General features: G+C 68.5%; 13 protein-coding genes. 4 read left to right on the top strand and 9 right to left on the bottom strand.

Annotated elements, in window-relative coordinates; genetic code table 11:
• Position 1: 1 nt before the first annotated feature.
• The 6 genes from folE to dacB form a co-directional block, all read right to left on the bottom strand.
• Positions 2-646 (bottom strand): GTP cyclohydrolase I FolE, encoded by a 645-nt coding sequence (folE, locus tag AC50YM_RS01995; protein WP_494955325.1) that lies wholly within the window; start codon positions 644-646, stop codon positions 2-4.
• A 9-nt stretch (positions 647-655) separates the two neighbouring features.
• The gene (gene ftsH / locus AC50YM_RS02000; RefSeq protein WP_494955326.1) at positions 656-2,725 is read right to left on the bottom strand and encodes an ATP-dependent zinc metalloprotease FtsH; all 2,070 of its coding nucleotides are present in this window, start codon (positions 2,723-2,725) and stop codon (positions 656-658) included.
• Positions 2,726-2,934: 209 nt separating this feature from the next.
• Positions 2,935-3,486 carry a hypoxanthine phosphoribosyltransferase gene (hpt, locus tag AC50YM_RS02005; RefSeq protein WP_494955327.1) on the bottom strand — a complete coding sequence of 184 codons (552 nt, stop codon included), beginning with the start codon at positions 3,484-3,486 and terminating at the stop codon, positions 2,935-2,937.
• Positions 3,487-3,516: 30 nt separating this feature from the next.
• Complete coding sequence (gene tilS, locus AC50YM_RS02010) at positions 3,517-4,554, bottom strand: tRNA lysidine(34) synthetase TilS (protein ID WP_494955422.1); 1,038 nt, start codon at positions 4,552-4,554, stop codon at positions 3,517-3,519.
• 134 nt (positions 4,555-4,688) lie between these two features.
• Positions 4,689-5,801, bottom strand: coding sequence for a zinc-dependent metalloprotease (locus AC50YM_RS02015; RefSeq protein ID WP_494955328.1), 1,113 nt, complete (start codon positions 5,799-5,801; stop codon positions 4,689-4,691).
• 67 nt (positions 5,802-5,868) lie between these two features.
• Complete coding sequence (gene dacB / locus AC50YM_RS02020; protein ID WP_494955329.1) at positions 5,869-7,416, bottom strand: D-alanyl-D-alanine carboxypeptidase/D-alanyl-D-alanine endopeptidase; 1,548 nt, start codon at positions 7,414-7,416, stop codon at positions 5,869-5,871.
• A 158-nt stretch (positions 7,417-7,574) separates the two neighbouring features.
• Here dacB and AC50YM_RS02025 point away from each other — a divergent pair, with 158 nt between their 5' ends.
• From AC50YM_RS02025 to AC50YM_RS02035, 3 genes are all read left to right on the top strand, one after another.
• Entirely contained in the window at positions 7,575-8,063 is a 489-nt protein-coding gene (locus tag AC50YM_RS02025) for an inorganic diphosphatase (protein WP_494890114.1), read from the top strand.
• A 144-nt stretch (positions 8,064-8,207) separates the two neighbouring features.
• Entirely contained in the window at positions 8,208-9,533 is a 1,326-nt protein-coding gene (locus AC50YM_RS02030; RefSeq protein WP_494955330.1) for a carboxylesterase family protein, read from the top strand.
• A 53-nt stretch (positions 9,534-9,586) separates the two neighbouring features.
• Positions 9,587-10,354 carry a DUF429 domain-containing protein gene (locus AC50YM_RS02035; RefSeq protein WP_494955331.1) on the top strand — a complete coding sequence of 256 codons (768 nt, stop codon included), beginning with the start codon at positions 9,587-9,589 and terminating at the stop codon, positions 10,352-10,354.
• Between the two features lie 32 nt (positions 10,355-10,386).
• On the opposite strand, the gene AC50YM_RS02040 is transcribed toward AC50YM_RS02035, so the two are convergent.
• Positions 10,387-12,822, bottom strand: a complete 2,436-nt coding sequence (locus AC50YM_RS02040; RefSeq protein ID WP_494955332.1) for a phosphoketolase family protein — start codon at positions 12,820-12,822, stop codon at positions 10,387-10,389.
• Between the two features lie 139 nt (positions 12,823-12,961).
• On the opposite strand from AC50YM_RS02040, the gene AC50YM_RS02045 reads away from it, so the two are divergent.
• Positions 12,962-13,561, top strand: coding sequence for a hypothetical protein (locus AC50YM_RS02045; RefSeq protein WP_494955333.1), 600 nt, complete (start codon positions 12,962-12,964; stop codon positions 13,559-13,561).
• Positions 13,562-13,578: 17 nt separating this feature from the next.
• On the opposite strand, the gene AC50YM_RS02050 is transcribed toward AC50YM_RS02045, so the two are convergent.
• Positions 13,579-14,451 (bottom strand): HAD family hydrolase, encoded by an 873-nt coding sequence (locus tag AC50YM_RS02050; protein WP_494955334.1) that lies wholly within the window; start codon positions 14,449-14,451, stop codon positions 13,579-13,581.
• A 113-nt stretch (positions 14,452-14,564) separates the two neighbouring features.
• Entirely contained in the window at positions 14,565-15,845 is a 1,281-nt protein-coding gene (serS, locus tag AC50YM_RS02055) for a serine--tRNA ligase (RefSeq protein WP_494955335.1), read from the bottom strand.
• Positions 15,846-15,899: the final 54 nt, after the last annotated feature.

Here is a 15,899-nt window from a genome sequence, read left to right on the forward strand (position 1 = left end):
CTTACCTTCCGATGATGAGGCTCATGGCCTCGGCACGGGTGGCCGGGTCATGGAGTTGCCCGCGTACCGCGCTGGTGACGGTCTTGGCGCCGGGCTTGCGGATGCCGCGCATGGACATGCAGAGGTGTTCGCATTCGATGACGACGATGGCGCCGCGCGGTTTGAGGTGGCTGACGAGGGCTTCGACGATCTGCGTGGTCAGGCGTTCCTGGACCTGGGGGCGGCGGGCAAACATGTCCACCAGCCGCGCCAGTTTGCTGAGCCCGGTGACCTTCCCGTCATGCGAGGGAATGTAGCCAACATGCGCGACCCCGTGGAACGGGACGAGGTGGTGCTCGCAGGTCGAGTAGAACGGAATGTCCTTGACCAGGACCAGTTCCTCGTGGTCCAGGTCGAATTGGGTGGCCAGGATTTCCGCCGGATCGTGGTGCAGCCCGGCGAACATCTCGGTGTAGGCATTGGCGACCCGCTTCGGGGTGTCCAGGAGGCCGCTGCGGTCCGGGTCCTCGCCGATGGCGAGCAGGATCTCACGAACGGCCGCCTCGATTCGGGGTTTGTCCACCGCGGCCGGTTCGGGGACGGACCCGCCCGCCGCCGAAGCATCGGCGGCGGGCATGTCGTCATCGTCGTTGAAGAAAGAAGTCACGGATGAAGCCTAGCCGGGATGGCCGTCAGGCCCGAGATCCGTTACACCGCCCTGGAACGGCTCCTGTCCGGACGCAACGCCCTGGGCATGCGGCGGGAAGGCATCCAGCGGTTCCTCGAGGCGGGCTTCCTTGGCTTCAACCTGCGCTTCGCGTTCGGCCTTTTCCCGGCGTGATTCCACCGGCCCGATTTCCTGGATCGGGCGGGTCTCCTTGGACAGCCAGATCTCGCGGAAGTCGCGTTTCCGGATGTTGGTGAAGACCTGCGCGATTTCGGCCTGGTTCAGCGTTTCGCGTTCCAGCAGTTCGAGGGCCAGTTCGTCCAGGACGTCGCGGTTCTCGACCAGGATCGCGTAGGCCTCGTCGTGGGCGCCCTCGATCAGGCGGCGCACTTCCTCGTCGACGATGTAGGCGATCTGGTCGGAGTAGTTGCGCTCGTGGCCGGCGTCGCGGCCCAGGAAGGGCTCGCCGCCGCCCTGGCCGAGGCGCACCGCGCCGACCCGTTCGCTCATGCCGAACTCGGTGACCATCTTGCGGGCGATCCCGGTGGCCTTTTCGATGTCGTTGGACGCACCGGTGGACGGGTCGTGGAAGACGAGTTCTTCCGCGACGCGGCCGCCCATGGCGTAGGCCATCTGGTCGAGAAGTTCGTTGCGGGTCACGGAGTACTTGTCGTTTTCCGGAACCACCATGGTGTAGCCCAGGGCGCGGCCGCGGGGCAGGATGGTGATCTTGGTGACCGGCGCCGAGTTCCGCAGCGCCGCCGCCACGAGGGCGTGCCCGCCTTCGTGGTAGGCGGTGACCTTGCGTTCGTGTTCCTTCATCACGCGGCTGCGCTTCTGCGGGCCGGCCATCACACGGTCGATGGCCTCGTCGAGGGCGCGGTCGTCGATCAGGTTGGCGTTGGAGCGCGCGGTCAGCAGCGCGGCCTCGTTCAGGACGTTGGCCAGGTCCGCGCCGGTGTAGCCGGGGGTCTTCTTGGCGACGGCCTTCAGGTCGACGCCGGGAGCCATCGGCTTGCCCTTGGCGTGGACCTTCAGGATCTGGTCGCGGCCGATCAGGTCGGGGGCCTCCACGGAGATCTGCCGGTCGAAGCGGCCCGGGCGCAGCAGGGCGGGGTCCAGCACGTCGGGGCGGTTGGTCGCGGCGATCAGGATGACGTTGGTCTTGACGTCGAAGCCGTCCATTTCAACCAGCAGCTGGTTGAGGGTCTGCTCGCGTTCGTCGTTGCCGCCGCCGATGCCGGCGCCACGGTGCCGGCCGACGGCGTCGATCTCATCCACGAAGATGATGGCCGGGGCGTTCGCCTTGGCCTGCTCGAACAGGTCGCGGACACGGGAGGCGCCCACACCGACGAACATTTCCACAAAGTCGGAGCCGGAGATCGAGAAGAACGGAACCCCGGCCTCGCCGGCGACGGCCCGGGCCAGGAGGGTCTTGCCGGTGCCGGGAGGGCCGTAGAGCAGCACGCCCTTGGGGATCTTGGCGCCAACGGCCTGGAACTTCGCCGGTTCCTGCAGGAATTCCTTGATTTCTTCGAGTTCCTCGACGGCCTCGTCGGCGCCGGCGACGTCGCCGAACGTGACCTGGGGCATGTCCTTGTTGACCAGCTTGGCCTTGGACTTGCCGAACTGCATGACTTTGGAGCCGCCGCCCTGCATCCTGGAGAGCAGGAACCAGAAGAGGACGCCGAGGAGGAGCACGGGGATCAGGAGGGAGAACAGCCCGGCGAACCAGTTGTTCTCGACCGGCTGGTCGGTGTAGCCGCTCGGTGGCCGGGAGTCCGTGACGGCTTTGACCACGTCGTCGGCGCGGGCGTTGACGTAGTAGAACTGGATGTTCTTGCCCTTGTCCTGGCCGTCAACCTGAAGGTTTTCCTTCAGGACCAGGTCCACGCGGTTCTCCGCGTCGAAGATTTTAGCCTGTTCGATCTTGCCGCCATCGGTCAGCAGCGCAAGACCCTTGTCCGTGTCGATCCGGGCTGCGCCGGCCGGGGAAAGGGTGGCAAAGGCCAGCAGGAGCATGCCTATAACAACGACAATCCAGATGCCCGGGCCCTTGAAGAAACTCTTAGCTTTCATCTGTTCGGGGCAGGCCCCGTCCCTCCTGGTAGTGCTGCACGGCGACCGATCTGCGCGCGTGTGGTGCTGCATCAGCTTCTAGCTATACACCGTCGCAGTAACTCACGCACGGTGTAGGCCAAAAGTTCCCTGAGGGCGTAGCGGGACCGGCCAGGACCGGCGGCGTGCCGTCTGGCCGGGCCTGTCCTGCCGGACCCGGCGGCCGTCCGCTACTCGTAGACGTGCGGGGCCAGGGTGCCGACGAAGTCCAGGTTGCGGTACTTCTCGGCGTAGTCCAGGCCATAGCCGACGACGAATTCGTTGGGGATGTCGTAGCCGACGTACTTGACGTCGATCTTGACCTTGGCGGCGGTGGGCTTGCGGAACGCGGTGCAGATTTCGACCGAGGCAGTGCCGCGCGATTCCAGGTTGGTCTTGAGCCAGGACAGCGTCAGGCCGGAGTCGATGATGTCCTCGACGATCAGCACATCCTTGCCCATCAGGTCCGTGTCGAGGTCCTTGAGGATGCGGACCACGCCGGAGGACTGGGTGCCGGAGCCGTAGGACGAGACAGCCATCCAGTCCATCGAGACGTGGCTGTGCAGGGCGCGGGCGAGATCGGCCATAACCATCACGGCGCCCTTGAGCACTCCGACAATCAGCAGTTCACGGCCTTCGTAGTCCTTGTCGATCTGGGCAGCGAGTTCGGTGATCCGTGTCTGGATCTGCTCCTTGGAGTACAGAACGTGCTTGAGATCTGACTGGACGTCGTTTGAATCCACCAATAACTCCTGTGTAGATGCGGGGGGCGACTATATTTGGGGCGGTTTTTGAGGCCGGAATACTAGCTTCCCACAGCGGACCGCTTCGCGGGGCACACCTTCGGGGCCGGACTTCGCTTCGGCGAGGAGTTCCGCGAGCGAGAGCCGGTAGACGCTGACCCCGCCCGGGAGCTCGACGGGACCCGCCGATCCCTGCCGCCGAAGCAGTGCCTCTGCGGCCAGCAGGCGCTGGTAGCTGGGCTGCTGGCCCCCGACGGCGGCGGCGGCCTTCGCGATCACCCGGAACCTCAGGGCCGGCGCCAGGTCGCGCAGGGCTTCCTCCGGCAGGCTGATTGTGGCACCGGTGAGTTCCTTCAGCCGGACAAAGGTGTCTTCCGCCACGTCGTCGAGGTAGTCGGCGTCCAGCTGCAGGATGGCGGCCGTCCGCGCCAGTGATTCGGCCACCCCGGGACCAAGCTTGGCCTCCAGCAGCGGCAGCACCTCGACGCGGGTCCGGGACCTCGCAAACGACGGGTCGGCGTTGCTCGGATCGTGCCAGGGGTCCAGGCCCTCAGCCTCGCAGATAGCCAGGGTGTCCGCGCGCCGCAGTCCCAGGAAAGGCCGCAGCAGGCGCCCGCGGACGGGCCGCATGCCCGCCAGGGACCTGGTACCGGAACCGCGCGCGAGTCCCAGCAGCACCTGTTCGGCCTGGTCATCCAGGGTGTGGCCGAGCAGGACGGCCCGGGAACCGGTGTCGTCGGCCGCGGCCTCCAGGGCAGCATGGCGGGCGTCCCGGGCGGCGGCTTCCGGTCCCATCCCGGTGGGAGCGACGTCGACCGCCCTGACCTGCACGGGCGAGAGCCCCAGTTCCCGCAGCGTCGCCGCCGTGGTGGCGGCGACCTCGGCTGAACCGGGCTGCAGCTGGTGGTCCACCACGACGGCGCCCACGGCGACCGGGTGCCCGTCCACGTGTCCGCGGCGGGCGAAGTAGGCGGCAACGGCGGCAAGGGCGAGCGAGTCAGGTCCGCCGCTGCAGGCGACCAGGACCCGGTCCGGATAGCCGGCAGCTGCCAGGGCGTCCTGCAGCATTTTCCGGGCGGTACCAACAACGGGCGCCAGCCGGCCGGGCCGGCGTCGTCCGCGGGAGACGGGACGTTCGCCGGGGGCGGGATGCTCGCTGGAAGCGGGACGCTCCCCCGGGGCGGGACGGGAAGTCACGGAAGCTAGTGCCCCATCCGCTCGAGCCACAGCTTTGAATCGTGGATTTCGGTCTCACTTGGCAGGTGGTCGGCGGATTCCCAGACCTTGTTGAACCCCTCCATGCCGGCCACGTCCACCACCTCGCGGACGAACTTTGCGCCGTCGCTGTACTGCCGCATTTTGGCGTCCAGGCCGAGCAGGCTGCGGAGGAACTTTTCGAGCACGCCGCGGTCCGTGCCCCGGGAATTGAACCGCTGCCGGATGGTCTTCACGGACGGCACGATGCTGGAGTCGACGGCGTCCATCACCACGTTGGCGTGCCCTTCGAGCAGGCTCATCAGGGCGGTCAGGCGTGAGATCGCGGCCTTTTCCTCGGGGTTCTGCAGCAGGTCAAGGATGGCCCCCCGGCTGGGTGAACTCCCGGACGCAGTGCGGTCCCGCAGTGATTTCGCGGCGGCCGAGGCCCGTTCCATCAGGGAGTCGACGTTGCCGAGCAGCTGCCCGCTGAGGCTCTCGACCTCGCCGAGCATATGGTGGCGCAGCCAGGGCGCGGCGGCGAACTGCACGCGGTGGGTTTGTTCATGGAGGCAGACCCAGAGCCGGAAATCCTCGGGTTCGACGTTGATTTCCCGTTCGACCGAGATGATGTTCGGTGCGACGAGCAGCAGCCGCCCGCCCGCGGGGGCGGTGGAGTTCTCGGCGAGGGCGGAGAAGGGGTCGTACTGGCCCAGGACCTTGCTGGACAGGAAGGCGAGGATGGCGCCGAGCTGGCTGCCGGTGATGGCGCCGCTGACGCTGGCAGCGCCGGGGTTCCGCGTGCCGCGGCGGCTCTCGAGCATCTTTTCCATCGCGGGTTTGAGCATCACGGCGAAACTCTGGGTGTTGGCCTTGGACCAGGAGGCTCGGTCCACGACCAGGACCGAGGAATCCCGCAGGTCGCGTGCGGCCTCCAGCCCGGTGATGGTGTGGACGTGCGGCACGGAGATGTCCGCCATCCGCCGCAGGTTCTCCACGGCGGCGCCGATCTCCGCCGATCCCAAGGTGGGTCCGGAGGGCGTCAGGCGGGCTGCGGTGGAAGCGGCAAGGTCCCAGTTGATAAGGGCTTGGGCTGATGTCTCGGGGGCAGAGGACTCCATAGGCTCCATCAGAACACAGGGGCCTGACAATCCGCCGCAAATTCGTCGGCCGGCGAACGGTCAGCCGTCAGCGGCAGCCGCAGCCGGCCAAAACGGAGGCGGTGCGGTCCAGGGCAGTCCGGTTTGCCGCCCCGGGCGTCAGGCCGTTGCCGATGAAGGAGAACACCAGCAGCCGGCCGTCGGCGTCCACCACATAACCGCTGAGGGCGATCACCGTGTTCAGGGTGCCGGTCTTGGCCCGGACCAGCCCCGCACCGCCGGCGGTCGCCGCGTCAGCATAACGGTCCGCCAAAGTTCCGGTGAGGCCGGCGACCGGGAACCCGGCCAGCGCGGCCCGCAGCCGCGGATCGGTGCCCGAGGTGATGGCGCGGACCACGTGGGCGAGCTGCCGGGCCGAGACCTGGTTGGCGAGCGCCAACCCGGACACGTCGGCGGCGCGCAGCGTGGCGGCCGGCACTTTCATTCCCTCGAGCTGCTGCAGCACGGCCGCGACGGCGCCGTCGTTGCTGCCGGGCATACCGGCCGCGAGCGCCGCCATCCGGCCAATCGCTTCGGCCAGGTAGTTGTCCGAGGTCCGCAGCAGCAGGTCCACCTGCTGGCCGACCGTGGCGGACTGGACTTCGGCCAGGACCCGGGGCCCGTCCGTTCCGGTTTCCGCGTCCGGTCCGGAGGCGTCCGGGCCGGTTGCGGTTCCGGCGGGAGCCCGCGTGACGCCCGGTGCGACCGTCAGCCCGGCCGCTGCCGCCGCCGCGGCGAGCTCGGCCGCGAACGCCTCGGCAGCGCTCATCGACGCGTCCTGCGGGCGGGGCCCGGTGGTCGTGGCAGGGTCGAAGCGGGCCGAGTTCAGTGCCAGCGGGAACAACGGAGCCATCTCACCGGCGGCCACATCCTCCGGGTTCCAGGCCGGGTTAAGTGCGGGGCCGGTGAACAGGGAGTCGTCCAGCAGCACCGTGACAGGGACCCGGACGCCGTCGTCCGCCAGGGTGCGGATGGTTGACTTCGCCAGGCTGGCCAGTCCGGCATGGCCCAGCACGGCGCCTGGGTCCGATTCGCCGGCGCCCAGGAGCACGTCGCCGCCGCCGGTGAGGATGACGGAGCCGGGGGCGGTGCCGGCCACGGCCCGGGTGCTGAAGCGGCGCTCCGGGCCGAGTACGCGCAGGGCGGCTGCGGCCGTGAGGAGCTTCATATTGGAGGCGGGAACGCGGGCGGCGTCGCCGGACCGGTCGAAGAGGACCTCCCCGGTGCTGGCGTCCTGCACGACGCCGGTGAAGCTGCCGGCGCCGTCGGTCTTCAGGGTTTCGTTAAGCTGGCCGGCCAGCGGCCCGGGCGCCGGGAGGAGGGCCGTGCTGGTGAGCGGTCCGACGTCGTCGGTGGTTCCGGCCGTGCTGCCGTCCGCCGTGCCGTCGCGGGGTGCCAGCGTGCCGGGGGCCTGGTGCCAGGGCGGGGCGGCGGGTGCGGGGGCAGCGGGGCCGGGGCCCAGGAAAGCCGGTGCGACCGCGAAACCGGCGGGGAGGGCGAGCGCCACGACCAGCAGGGTCTGGAGCAGCAGCGGCAGGGACCGCGGCAGCGGCCCGGGTGCCGGGTCCGCGCCGGGGCGGCTGGTTCTGCGTTTCATGCTGCTGCTGGTCCTTTAGTCCTAAATGTCCCCACTAGTTCCTGAAACCAGGGCCTGTCGCTATATCCTCAATAGTAGTCGGCGGCACCGGCAGCCTTTTGTGTGTGCCGCGCACCCCCTGAAAACCGTGCACCCCTGAATTCGTCGAGGAGTATTCCATGAAGCATGACGTGACCATCGAGATCCCCAAGGGATCACGCGTCAAGTACGAAGTCGACCACGAAACCGGCCGCGTCCGCCTGGACCGCGTCCTGTTCACCTCCATGCAGTACCCGACGCACTACGGTTTCTTCGAGAACACCCTGGGCGAAGACGGCGACCCGCTGGACGCCCTGGTGCTGCTGCAGGACTTCGACCTGCACCCCGGCGTCATCGTTGAATCCCGCCCCATCGGCGTGTTCAACATGACCGACGACGGCGGCGGCGACGCCAAGGTGCTTTGCGTGCCGGTTGACGCCCGCTTCGACCACATCCAGGAGATCAGCGACGTCAGCGACTTCCTGATCAAGGAAATCGAGCACTTCTTCACCCGTTACAAGGACCTTGAGCCGGGCAAATGGGTCAAGGCCGAGGGCTGGGGCGACCGCGCCGCTGCCGAGGCCGAGCTTGAGGCTTCCATCAAGCGTTACGTCCCGCACACGCACTAACCCCTCCAACTCCAACGCGGGGTCACCTACGGCCCATCCGGCCACGGACAATGGGCCGTAGGTGACCCCGCGTTGCTGTTTAGGGGACTGTTCCGCGCGGGCAGCTGTCAGTGGCGGGTCAGGAATGTGTGAAATCGTTGCCCCATGAACGTTGCCCCGGCCTTTAATCCTCCCTGCGGCCCGATCACCGGGTGGCGTGACGGCGACGTCGTCCGCGCCACCGGGATCCCGTACGCCACCGCGGGACGTTTCCAGCCTCCGGTCAGCGCCCCTGACCGGACCGGCGTCCTCGCGGCCACATCCCTCTCCCCCGCCTGCCCGCAGGGTCCGGTGCCGTTCCTGGACGACATCCTGGGCACCCGCTACGGCGAACTCCCCGGCAGCGAGGACTGCCAGCGGCTCTCGATCACCATGCCGGCCGGCCTCGAGGACGACGAACGCGTCCCGGTGATGGTGTGGCTGCACGGCGGCTCGTACACCTCCGGCTCCGGCGACCTGGCCATCTTCGACGCCAAAGCCCTCGTCGCCGAAAACCGGGTCATCGTCGTGTCCGTGACCTACCGGCTGGGACTGTTCGGCTACCTGGCAACGGGCACCGGCCGGCCCGCGAACCTCGGCCTGCTGGACCAGCTCGAGGCGTTCCGCTGGGTGCAGCGGAATATCGGTGCCTTCGGCGGTGATCCCAAAAACGTCACCGCCTTCGGGCAGTCCGCCGGCGGCGACGCCGTCGCCCACCTGATGGCGACGCCGGAAGCCCCCAGCCTGTTCCGCCGCGCCATCATCCAGAGCGCACCGCTGGGCATCACCCGGGGCCGGGAAAAGATGAGCACCGCGATGGGCATCGCAGCGGAAACCGTCACCGAAGACACCCCTGCCATGGACGTGGTGGAGATTGAGGGGCACGTGTCGCAGGTGGCCCGGAAGTTCGGGCTGATCGCGGCCATGCCGTTCGGCACGCAGTACGGGCACGCACCCCTGCCGCCGGAATCCGGCATTGAGGACGCCTGGAATGCCACGGCACCAGGGATCGAGGTCCTGATCGGCCACACCTCCGAGGAGGCCCGGATGTTCCTGCCGCGCAACCGCGCCGTCAGCCTGCTCGGCAAGGTCCCGGTGGTTGGGGCCACAGTCCTCCGGGCCGTCAGCTGGGCCGTGACGGAGGCGGTGTACGGCCGGGCCGCCCGGAAATTCGCCCGGCGGCACGCCCGGGCGGGCGGCACGGCGTACAGCTACGTGCTGTCCTGGGCGGCGCCCGGTAACTTTTACGGGGCCGCGCACACCGTGGACCTGCCGCTGCTGTTCGGGGACCAAAAGACCTGGGCGGGGGCGGGCCTTCTCGTGGGCGCGTCCTGGGAGGAAATCGATGCGCAGGGCCGGGCCCTCCGCGCCGTGTGGGCCCGCTTCGCCGCCGGCGAGGGTCTCAATAGTCCCGGCGGCATTCCCGCCTTCCTGCGGTACAGCCCGGCCTGAGCCGGAGATGCGGTTGAGACCATGCTTCTGATTACCGTCCCTGGCGGCCCCCGGTGAAGACTCTCGGCGTCGACCTCGCCGCGGCAACCAGGAAGACCGCGGCCGCCGTGATCGAGTGGGGTCACGGCACCGCCCGCCTGGCCCACCTGGCCCTCGACGTCGGCGACGAGGAGATAGTCCGGCTCTTCGGCACCAGCGACATGACCGGCATCGACTGTCCCGTGGGCTGGCCGGACGCTTTCCTGCCCTTCATCGCCGGGCACCTGGCCGCAGCGGCGCACCCGGTGCTGGACCATGACGGGATCGAAGGCCGCCGGCTGCTGGCGTACCGGGACACCGACCGGTTCGTCACTGCCCGGACCGGGCTGATCCCGCTCAGCGTCTCCGCCGACCGGTTGGCGCACCCGGCGATGCGCTGTGCTGTAATCCAGGCGAAGATCGCGCGGGACCACGGGCCGCAGCCGAGGGACGGCAGCGGCCGCCTCGCCGAGGTCTACCCGGCGGCGTCGCTGAAAGGCTGGGGCCTGCTGGCCCGCGGCTACAAGGGGCGCGGCGGCGTCGAAACGGAGCGGCTGGCAGTGCTTCTTGGCGGGCTCAAGCAGGCGGCACCCTGGCTGGACCTGGCCGGGCTGGATGACCAGCTGGCGGGCTCGGATGACATGTTCGACGCCCTCATCGCATCCCTCACCGCGCGGGCAGTGGCGGCGGGCACGACCCTCCGCCCCGACGCCAGCCAGGCCCGGGCCGCCCTGAGCGAAGGCTGGATCCATCTCCCGACCGGCGGGCTGGCCGGGCTCAACGACCCCCAGCCGGGCAGCTAATCCCGGCGGGCCCAACGACCCCAGCTGGGCAGCTAATCCTGGCCGAGGGTCCAGCCGCTGATTTCCTTCGCGTCCTCACCGTGGTCCCGGGTCTGGTTATGGGCCCGGATCCGGCTGTCCTGCAGCGCCTGCCGCAACAGTGAATGCTTCTCCGCCAGTCCCGGCACGCGGTCGATCGCGTCGATGGCCAGCTGGAAGCGGTCAATCCCGTTGAGCATGGCCATGTCGAAGGCTGTGGTGGTGGTGCCCTCCTCCTTGTAGCCGCGGACGTGCAGCCCTTCCTGGTTGGTCCGCCGGTAGGCCAGCCGGTGGATCAGGGACGGATAGCCGTGGTAAGCGAAGATGATCGGCTTGTCCGCCGTGAAGATCCCGTCGAAGTCCCGGGACGTCAGGCCGTGCGGGTGTTCGCTGGCGTCCTGGAGCCGCATCAGGTCCACCACGTTGACCACCCGGATCTTGAGCCCCGGGGCACCGGCCTTCAGCAGTTCCGCCGCGGCGACCGTCTCGACAGTAGGTACGTCTCCGGCGCAGGCCAGCACGACGTCGGGTTCCTCGCCCGGAACTTCGGAGCCGGCGAACTCCCAGATTCCGAGGCCGCGCTGGCAGTGATGCGCGGCCGCGGCGGGGCCCAGCCAGGTCGGCGAGGGCTGCTTGCCGCTGACCACGATGTTGACGTAATCCCGCGATTCGAGGCAGTGCTGCATGACGGAGAGCAGCGTGTTCGCGTCCGGGGGCAGGTAGACCCGGATGACCTCGGCTTTCTTGTTCACCGCGTGGTCGATGAAGCCGGGATCCTGGTGCGAGAAGCCGTTGTGGTCCTGCTGCCAGACATGGGAGGAGAGCAGGTAGTTGAGTGAGGCGACCGGCCGGCGCCAGGGCAGTTCGCGGTGCACCTTGAGCCACTTGGCGTGCTGGTTGAACATGGAATCCACAATGTGGATAAACGCCTCGTAGCAGCTGAACACGCCGTGCCGGCCGGTGAGCAGGTATCCCTCCAGCCAGCCCTGGCACAGGTGTTCACTAAGGACCTCCATGACCCGTCCGGCACGGGCCAGATGCTCATCAAGTTCCTCGATCCGGTACTGCCAGACTTTGTCCGTGACCTGGTAGACGTCCTGCAGGCGGTTGGAGGCCGTCTCATCCGGTCCGAACAGCCGGAACGTCTCCGGGTTCTGGCTGATCACGTCGCGCAGCCAGGATCCCAGCGTCACCATGGCGCTGACCCGCTCGACTCCCGGCTCCGCGACCTCTACGGCATGGTCCTCGTACTTCGGCAGCTTGAGGTCCCGCAGCAGGACGCCGCCGTTCGCGTAAGGCGTGTCGCTCATCCTGAGCTGGCCCGCGGGGGCGTTCGCCGCGACATCGGGCCGCAGACGCCCGGCGTCGTCGAAGAGCTCGCCGGGCCGGTACGACTCGAGCCACTCCCCCAGCTCCACGAGATGCTCCGGGTTGGTGCGCACCTCGGACAGCGGCACCTGGTGGCTCCGCCAGGTGCCTTCGACCTGCAATCCGTCCACGATCCGGGGGCCGGTCCACCCCTTCGGGGAGCGCAGCACGATGACGGGCCAGCGCGCAGCGGGGCCGCCGCCGTCAGTCTGGCCGCCCTCAGGCCCGCCGCCGGAAGTCTGGCCGCTGGCCGGTCCGCCGTCGGGTCCACCCCGGCGCTCGGCCTGGATGGCCCTGATCTCGTGGAGGCACTCGTCCAGGACGGCGGCGAAGTCCCGGTGCGCGGCAGCAGTGTCGTCCGGATGTCCCACCGTGACGAAGTGCGGCTCGTGGCCGTAGCCGCGCAGCAGCTGCTCCAGCTGGGATTCGGGCATCCGGGCCAGGATGGTGGGGTTGGCGATTTTGTAGCCGTTCAGGTGCAGAATCGGCAGCACCGCGCCGTCATGCACCGGATCCAGGAAGTTGTGGGAGTGCCAGCTCGCAGCAAGCGGCCCGGTTTCGGCCTCCCCGTCGCCGATCACGACGGCGGTGATCAGGTCCGGGTTGTCAAAGACGGAGCCGTAGGCGTGCGCCAGGGAGTAGCCCAGCTCTCCGCCCTCGCTGATCGACCCCGGGGTTTCCGGGGCGGCGTGGCTGGGGATCCCGCCCGGGTAGGAAAACTGCCGGAACAGCTCAGCCATGCCCTGCTCGTCATCGCCGACATTGCTGTAGATCTCCGAGTACGTACCCTCCAGCCAGGCGTTCGCCACCACGGCGGGTCCGCCGTGGCCGGGCCCGGCGATGTAAAGCATGCTTTGGCTGTCCCGGCGGATGACCCGGTTCAGGTGGGCGTAGATGAAGTTCAGACCGGGCGTGGTGCCCCAATGGCCCAGCAGCCGTGACTTGGTGTCGGCGGCGCTCAGGGGTTTCCGCAGCAGCGGGTTGGCGCGAAGGTAGATCTGCCCCACGGAGAGGTAGTTGGCGGCCCGCCACCAGCGGTCCACGAGCTCCAGTTCGGTGTCGGCGTTCAGGTCACTGGTCAATGGAGTCCTCGCTTCAACGGGGGTCTAAGGCGGCACACAAGCTCCATCGCAACACGTCCCCGGACCGGAAACAAGCCCCGGGCCCGGCGTCCAGGGCGGCGCTTGCCAGTCCGTTACCACCGGGTAGTGTTGTCCCAGAATGTTCACGCTGACCATCAACCAAACCGACAGCCGGCGCGACGGCGACTGCGTGCCGCAGCTCCTCAGGGACCTGCGGCACATACCGGCGCGCCTCGATTTCGACCGCTCGGTGGAGGACGAGGTCCAGGGAATTGTGGACCGTCCCCAGCAGGCCGTCGAAGCGGCGCTGGTCGCGCTGCGGACCGGCAGCTGGTACGTCGGAATCGGCGTCGGCCCGGTCAATGAGCCGTTGCCGAACCAAATCAAGGACGCCTCCGGCCATGGGCTGATTTACGCCCGCCGGGCCGTCGACCGGCTGCGCAACGGCAAGGACCGGATCCCGGTGGCCGTGGAGGGCCCGCTGGCCGACGTCGCCGCGGAGTCCGAGGCAGTGCTGCGGCTGCTGGGTCACATCGTCCATGACCGCAGCGCCGCTGAATGGCGGGTCCTTGACCTGCTGACCCCGGGGGTCCGCGGGCAGCAGAAGGCGGTGGCCAAGGCGCTCGGCATCACCACCCAGGCGGTCAGCAAGGCCGTGGCGCGGGCGCAGTGGAATGAGGAACACGCGGCGCGGCCCGCCGCTGCCAGGTTGCTGGGCCTGATCCTCGAGGTGCGCTGACCGCGAGCCCGGGTCTGTTAGAGCAGCAGGCTGCGCAGCACGTGGGCGGCGCCGTCGTCGTAAACGGAGTGCGTAACTTCATTCGCCGCGGCGATGACTTCCTCGGGCGCCTGGCCCATGGCGACGCCACGGGCGGCCCAGCCGAGCATCTCGATGTCATTGCGGCCGTCGCCGACGGCGACCGTGCGGTGCGCCCCGATGCTCAGCCGTCCGCGGAGGACCTCCAGGGCGCTGGCCTTGGAGACGCCGGCGGCGGCGATGTCCAGCCACGCCGTCCAGCCCACCGAGTAGGTCACGCCGGCCAGGCCGATGTGACGGATTGCCGCGTTGAACTCCTCGGGGGTGTTCTCGGCGCTGAACACGACCACGCGCACGGCAGTGGCGGCCAGCATGGTCTGGAAGTCGACGCCGATTGCCTCCACCCCAAAGCTCGCGTCCTGGAAGCGCTCGGTGGAGAGGAAATTGCCGTCCTCGTCCTCCAGGGCGTACTTGGCCGTGGGCAGCCGCTTGCGCAGTGCCCGGAGCGCAGGGCCCGGGTCGAAGGTCGCCTTGTGAATGATCTCGTAGCCGTCGGACAGGCTCGAGTCCAGACGCAGGGTGACCCCGCCGTTGGAGCACACGGCGTAGCCGTTTTCGATCCCGATGTGCTCAATGATGGGCAGCGTTGCGTTCAGCGAGCGGCCGGTAGCGATCGTGACGTGGTGGCCAGCCGCCACGACGTCGCGCGCGGCTTCGCGGACGGGAACGGACATGTGGCCGTCGTGGTCGACCAGGGTGCCGTCGACGTCGAGAGCTACCATCAGCTTGTGGGCCGTGGCGTTCTGGTTGTTCTGGTTGTTGTCTCGCCGGTCATCGTTGCCGGCGACTGAGGTTTCAGTCAATGTTGTCATCCAATAAGTAGAGCAGACACCCCCGACCGCCGCTAGGACGCATGACACAGCGCGCGGTGAAACCGGGGTGAACAGCTGTTGACGGCCCGCGTGGCTGCCGCTGCGCTAACGGCTCAGATGACCGGGAAGACCGTCATGCCGCCGAGGTGCTTTTGCAGCGCCTTCGGGATGTTCACGGAGCCGTCCGGGTTCTGGTGGTGCTCCAGGATGGCGACGATCCAGCGGGTGGTCGCCAGGGTGCCGTTGAGCGTGGCGACGGCGCGGGTGCCCTTGGATGCCCCGTCCTCATTCACCACGCGTTCGCGGATGTTGAGCCGGCGCGCCTGGAACGTGGTGCAGTTGGAGGTCGAGGTCAGCTCGCGGTAGGCGCCCTGCGTCGGTACCCAGGCCTCGCAGTCGAACTTGCGGGCGGCGGAGTTGCCGAGGTCGCCCGCGGCGGTGTCGATCACCCGGTAGGGCAGTTCGCACTTGGCCAGCATCTCCTCTTCCCAGGCCAGCAGCCGGGCGTGCTCGGCTGGGGCCTCCTCGACCGTGGTATAGATGAACATTTCCACCTTGTTGAACTGGTGGACCCGGATGATGCCGCGGGTGTCCTTGCCGTGCGAGCCGGCCTCACGTCGGTAGCAGGAGCTTTGCCCGGCGTACCGGATCGGGCCGGCGGAGAAGTCAAGGATTTCGTCCGCGTGGTAGCCGGCAAGGGCCACCTCGGAGGTGCCCACCAGGTAGAGGTCGTCCTCGGCGAGGCGGTAGATTTCGGCGTCGTGCTTGACGTCGAAGCCGGTGCCCTGCATGGTCTCCGGGCGCACCAGCGTCGGGGTGATCATCGGCACGAAGCCGGCGTCGATCGCCTGCTCCATGGCCATCTGCAGCAGCGCCATTTCCAGCCGGGCACCGGCGCCGCGCAGGAAGTAGAACCGGGAACCGGAGACCTTGGCGCCGCGCTCCATGTCGATGGCGCCGATCAGTTCACCGATCTCCAGGTGGTCCCTGGGTTCGAAGTCGGGGAATTCGCGGGGGACGCCGACGGTTTTGACCACGATGTAGTCGTCCTCGCCACCCGCGGGGACACCGTCCTCGATCAGGTTGGGGATGCCGCGCAGCAGTTCCTCCTGGGCGGCCTGGGCGACGTCGGCCCCGGCGGAGGCGGCCTTGACCTCGCCCGCGAGAACCTTGACCTCGGCCAGCAGGGCCTGCTTCTCCTCGCCCTTGGCCTGCGCAACCTTCTTGCCGAAGGCATTCTGCTCAGCCCGCAGGTTCTCGAAGCGGATCAGGGCGGCGCGCCGGGCCGAGTCCGCGGCGATGATCGCGTCCACCACGGATTCGTCGGCGCCGCGGGCGCGCTGGCTGGCTCGGAACTTGTCCGGATTTTCGCTGAGGTCTTTTACGTCGATCACCAGACAAGAGTATCCAATCCAGCCAGCATTACCGGGCAATCCACGGGCAACCAG

It is taken from the genome of Pseudarthrobacter sp. RHLT1-30-1, from assembly GCF_059383415.1.

Coding starts and splice junctions, on each gene's coding strand:
- tilS (WP_494955422.1), bottom strand. CDS start 4,554: ATGCTGCAGGACGCCCTGGCAGCTGCCGGCTATCCGGACCGGGTCCTG.
- AC50YM_RS02050 (WP_494955334.1), bottom strand. CDS start 14,451: ATGACAACATTGACTGAAACCTCAGTCGCCGGCAACGATGACCGGCGA.
- AC50YM_RS02015 (WP_494955328.1), bottom strand. CDS start 5,801: ATGGAGTCCTCTGCCCCCGAGACATCAGCCCAAGCCCTTATCAACTGG.
- AC50YM_RS02025 (WP_494890114.1), top strand. CDS start 7,575: ATGAAGCATGACGTGACCATCGAGATCCCCAAGGGATCACGCGTCAAG.
- AC50YM_RS02030 (WP_494955330.1), top strand. CDS start 8,208: ATGAACGTTGCCCCGGCCTTTAATCCTCCCTGCGGCCCGATCACCGGG.
- dacB (WP_494955329.1), bottom strand. CDS start 7,416: ATGAAACGCAGAACCAGCCGCCCCGGCGCGGACCCGGCACCCGGGCCG.
- ftsH (WP_494955326.1), bottom strand. CDS start 2,725: ATGAAAGCTAAGAGTTTCTTCAAGGGCCCGGGCATCTGGATTGTCGTT.
- AC50YM_RS02045 (WP_494955333.1), top strand. CDS start 12,962: ATGTTCACGCTGACCATCAACCAAACCGACAGCCGGCGCGACGGCGAC.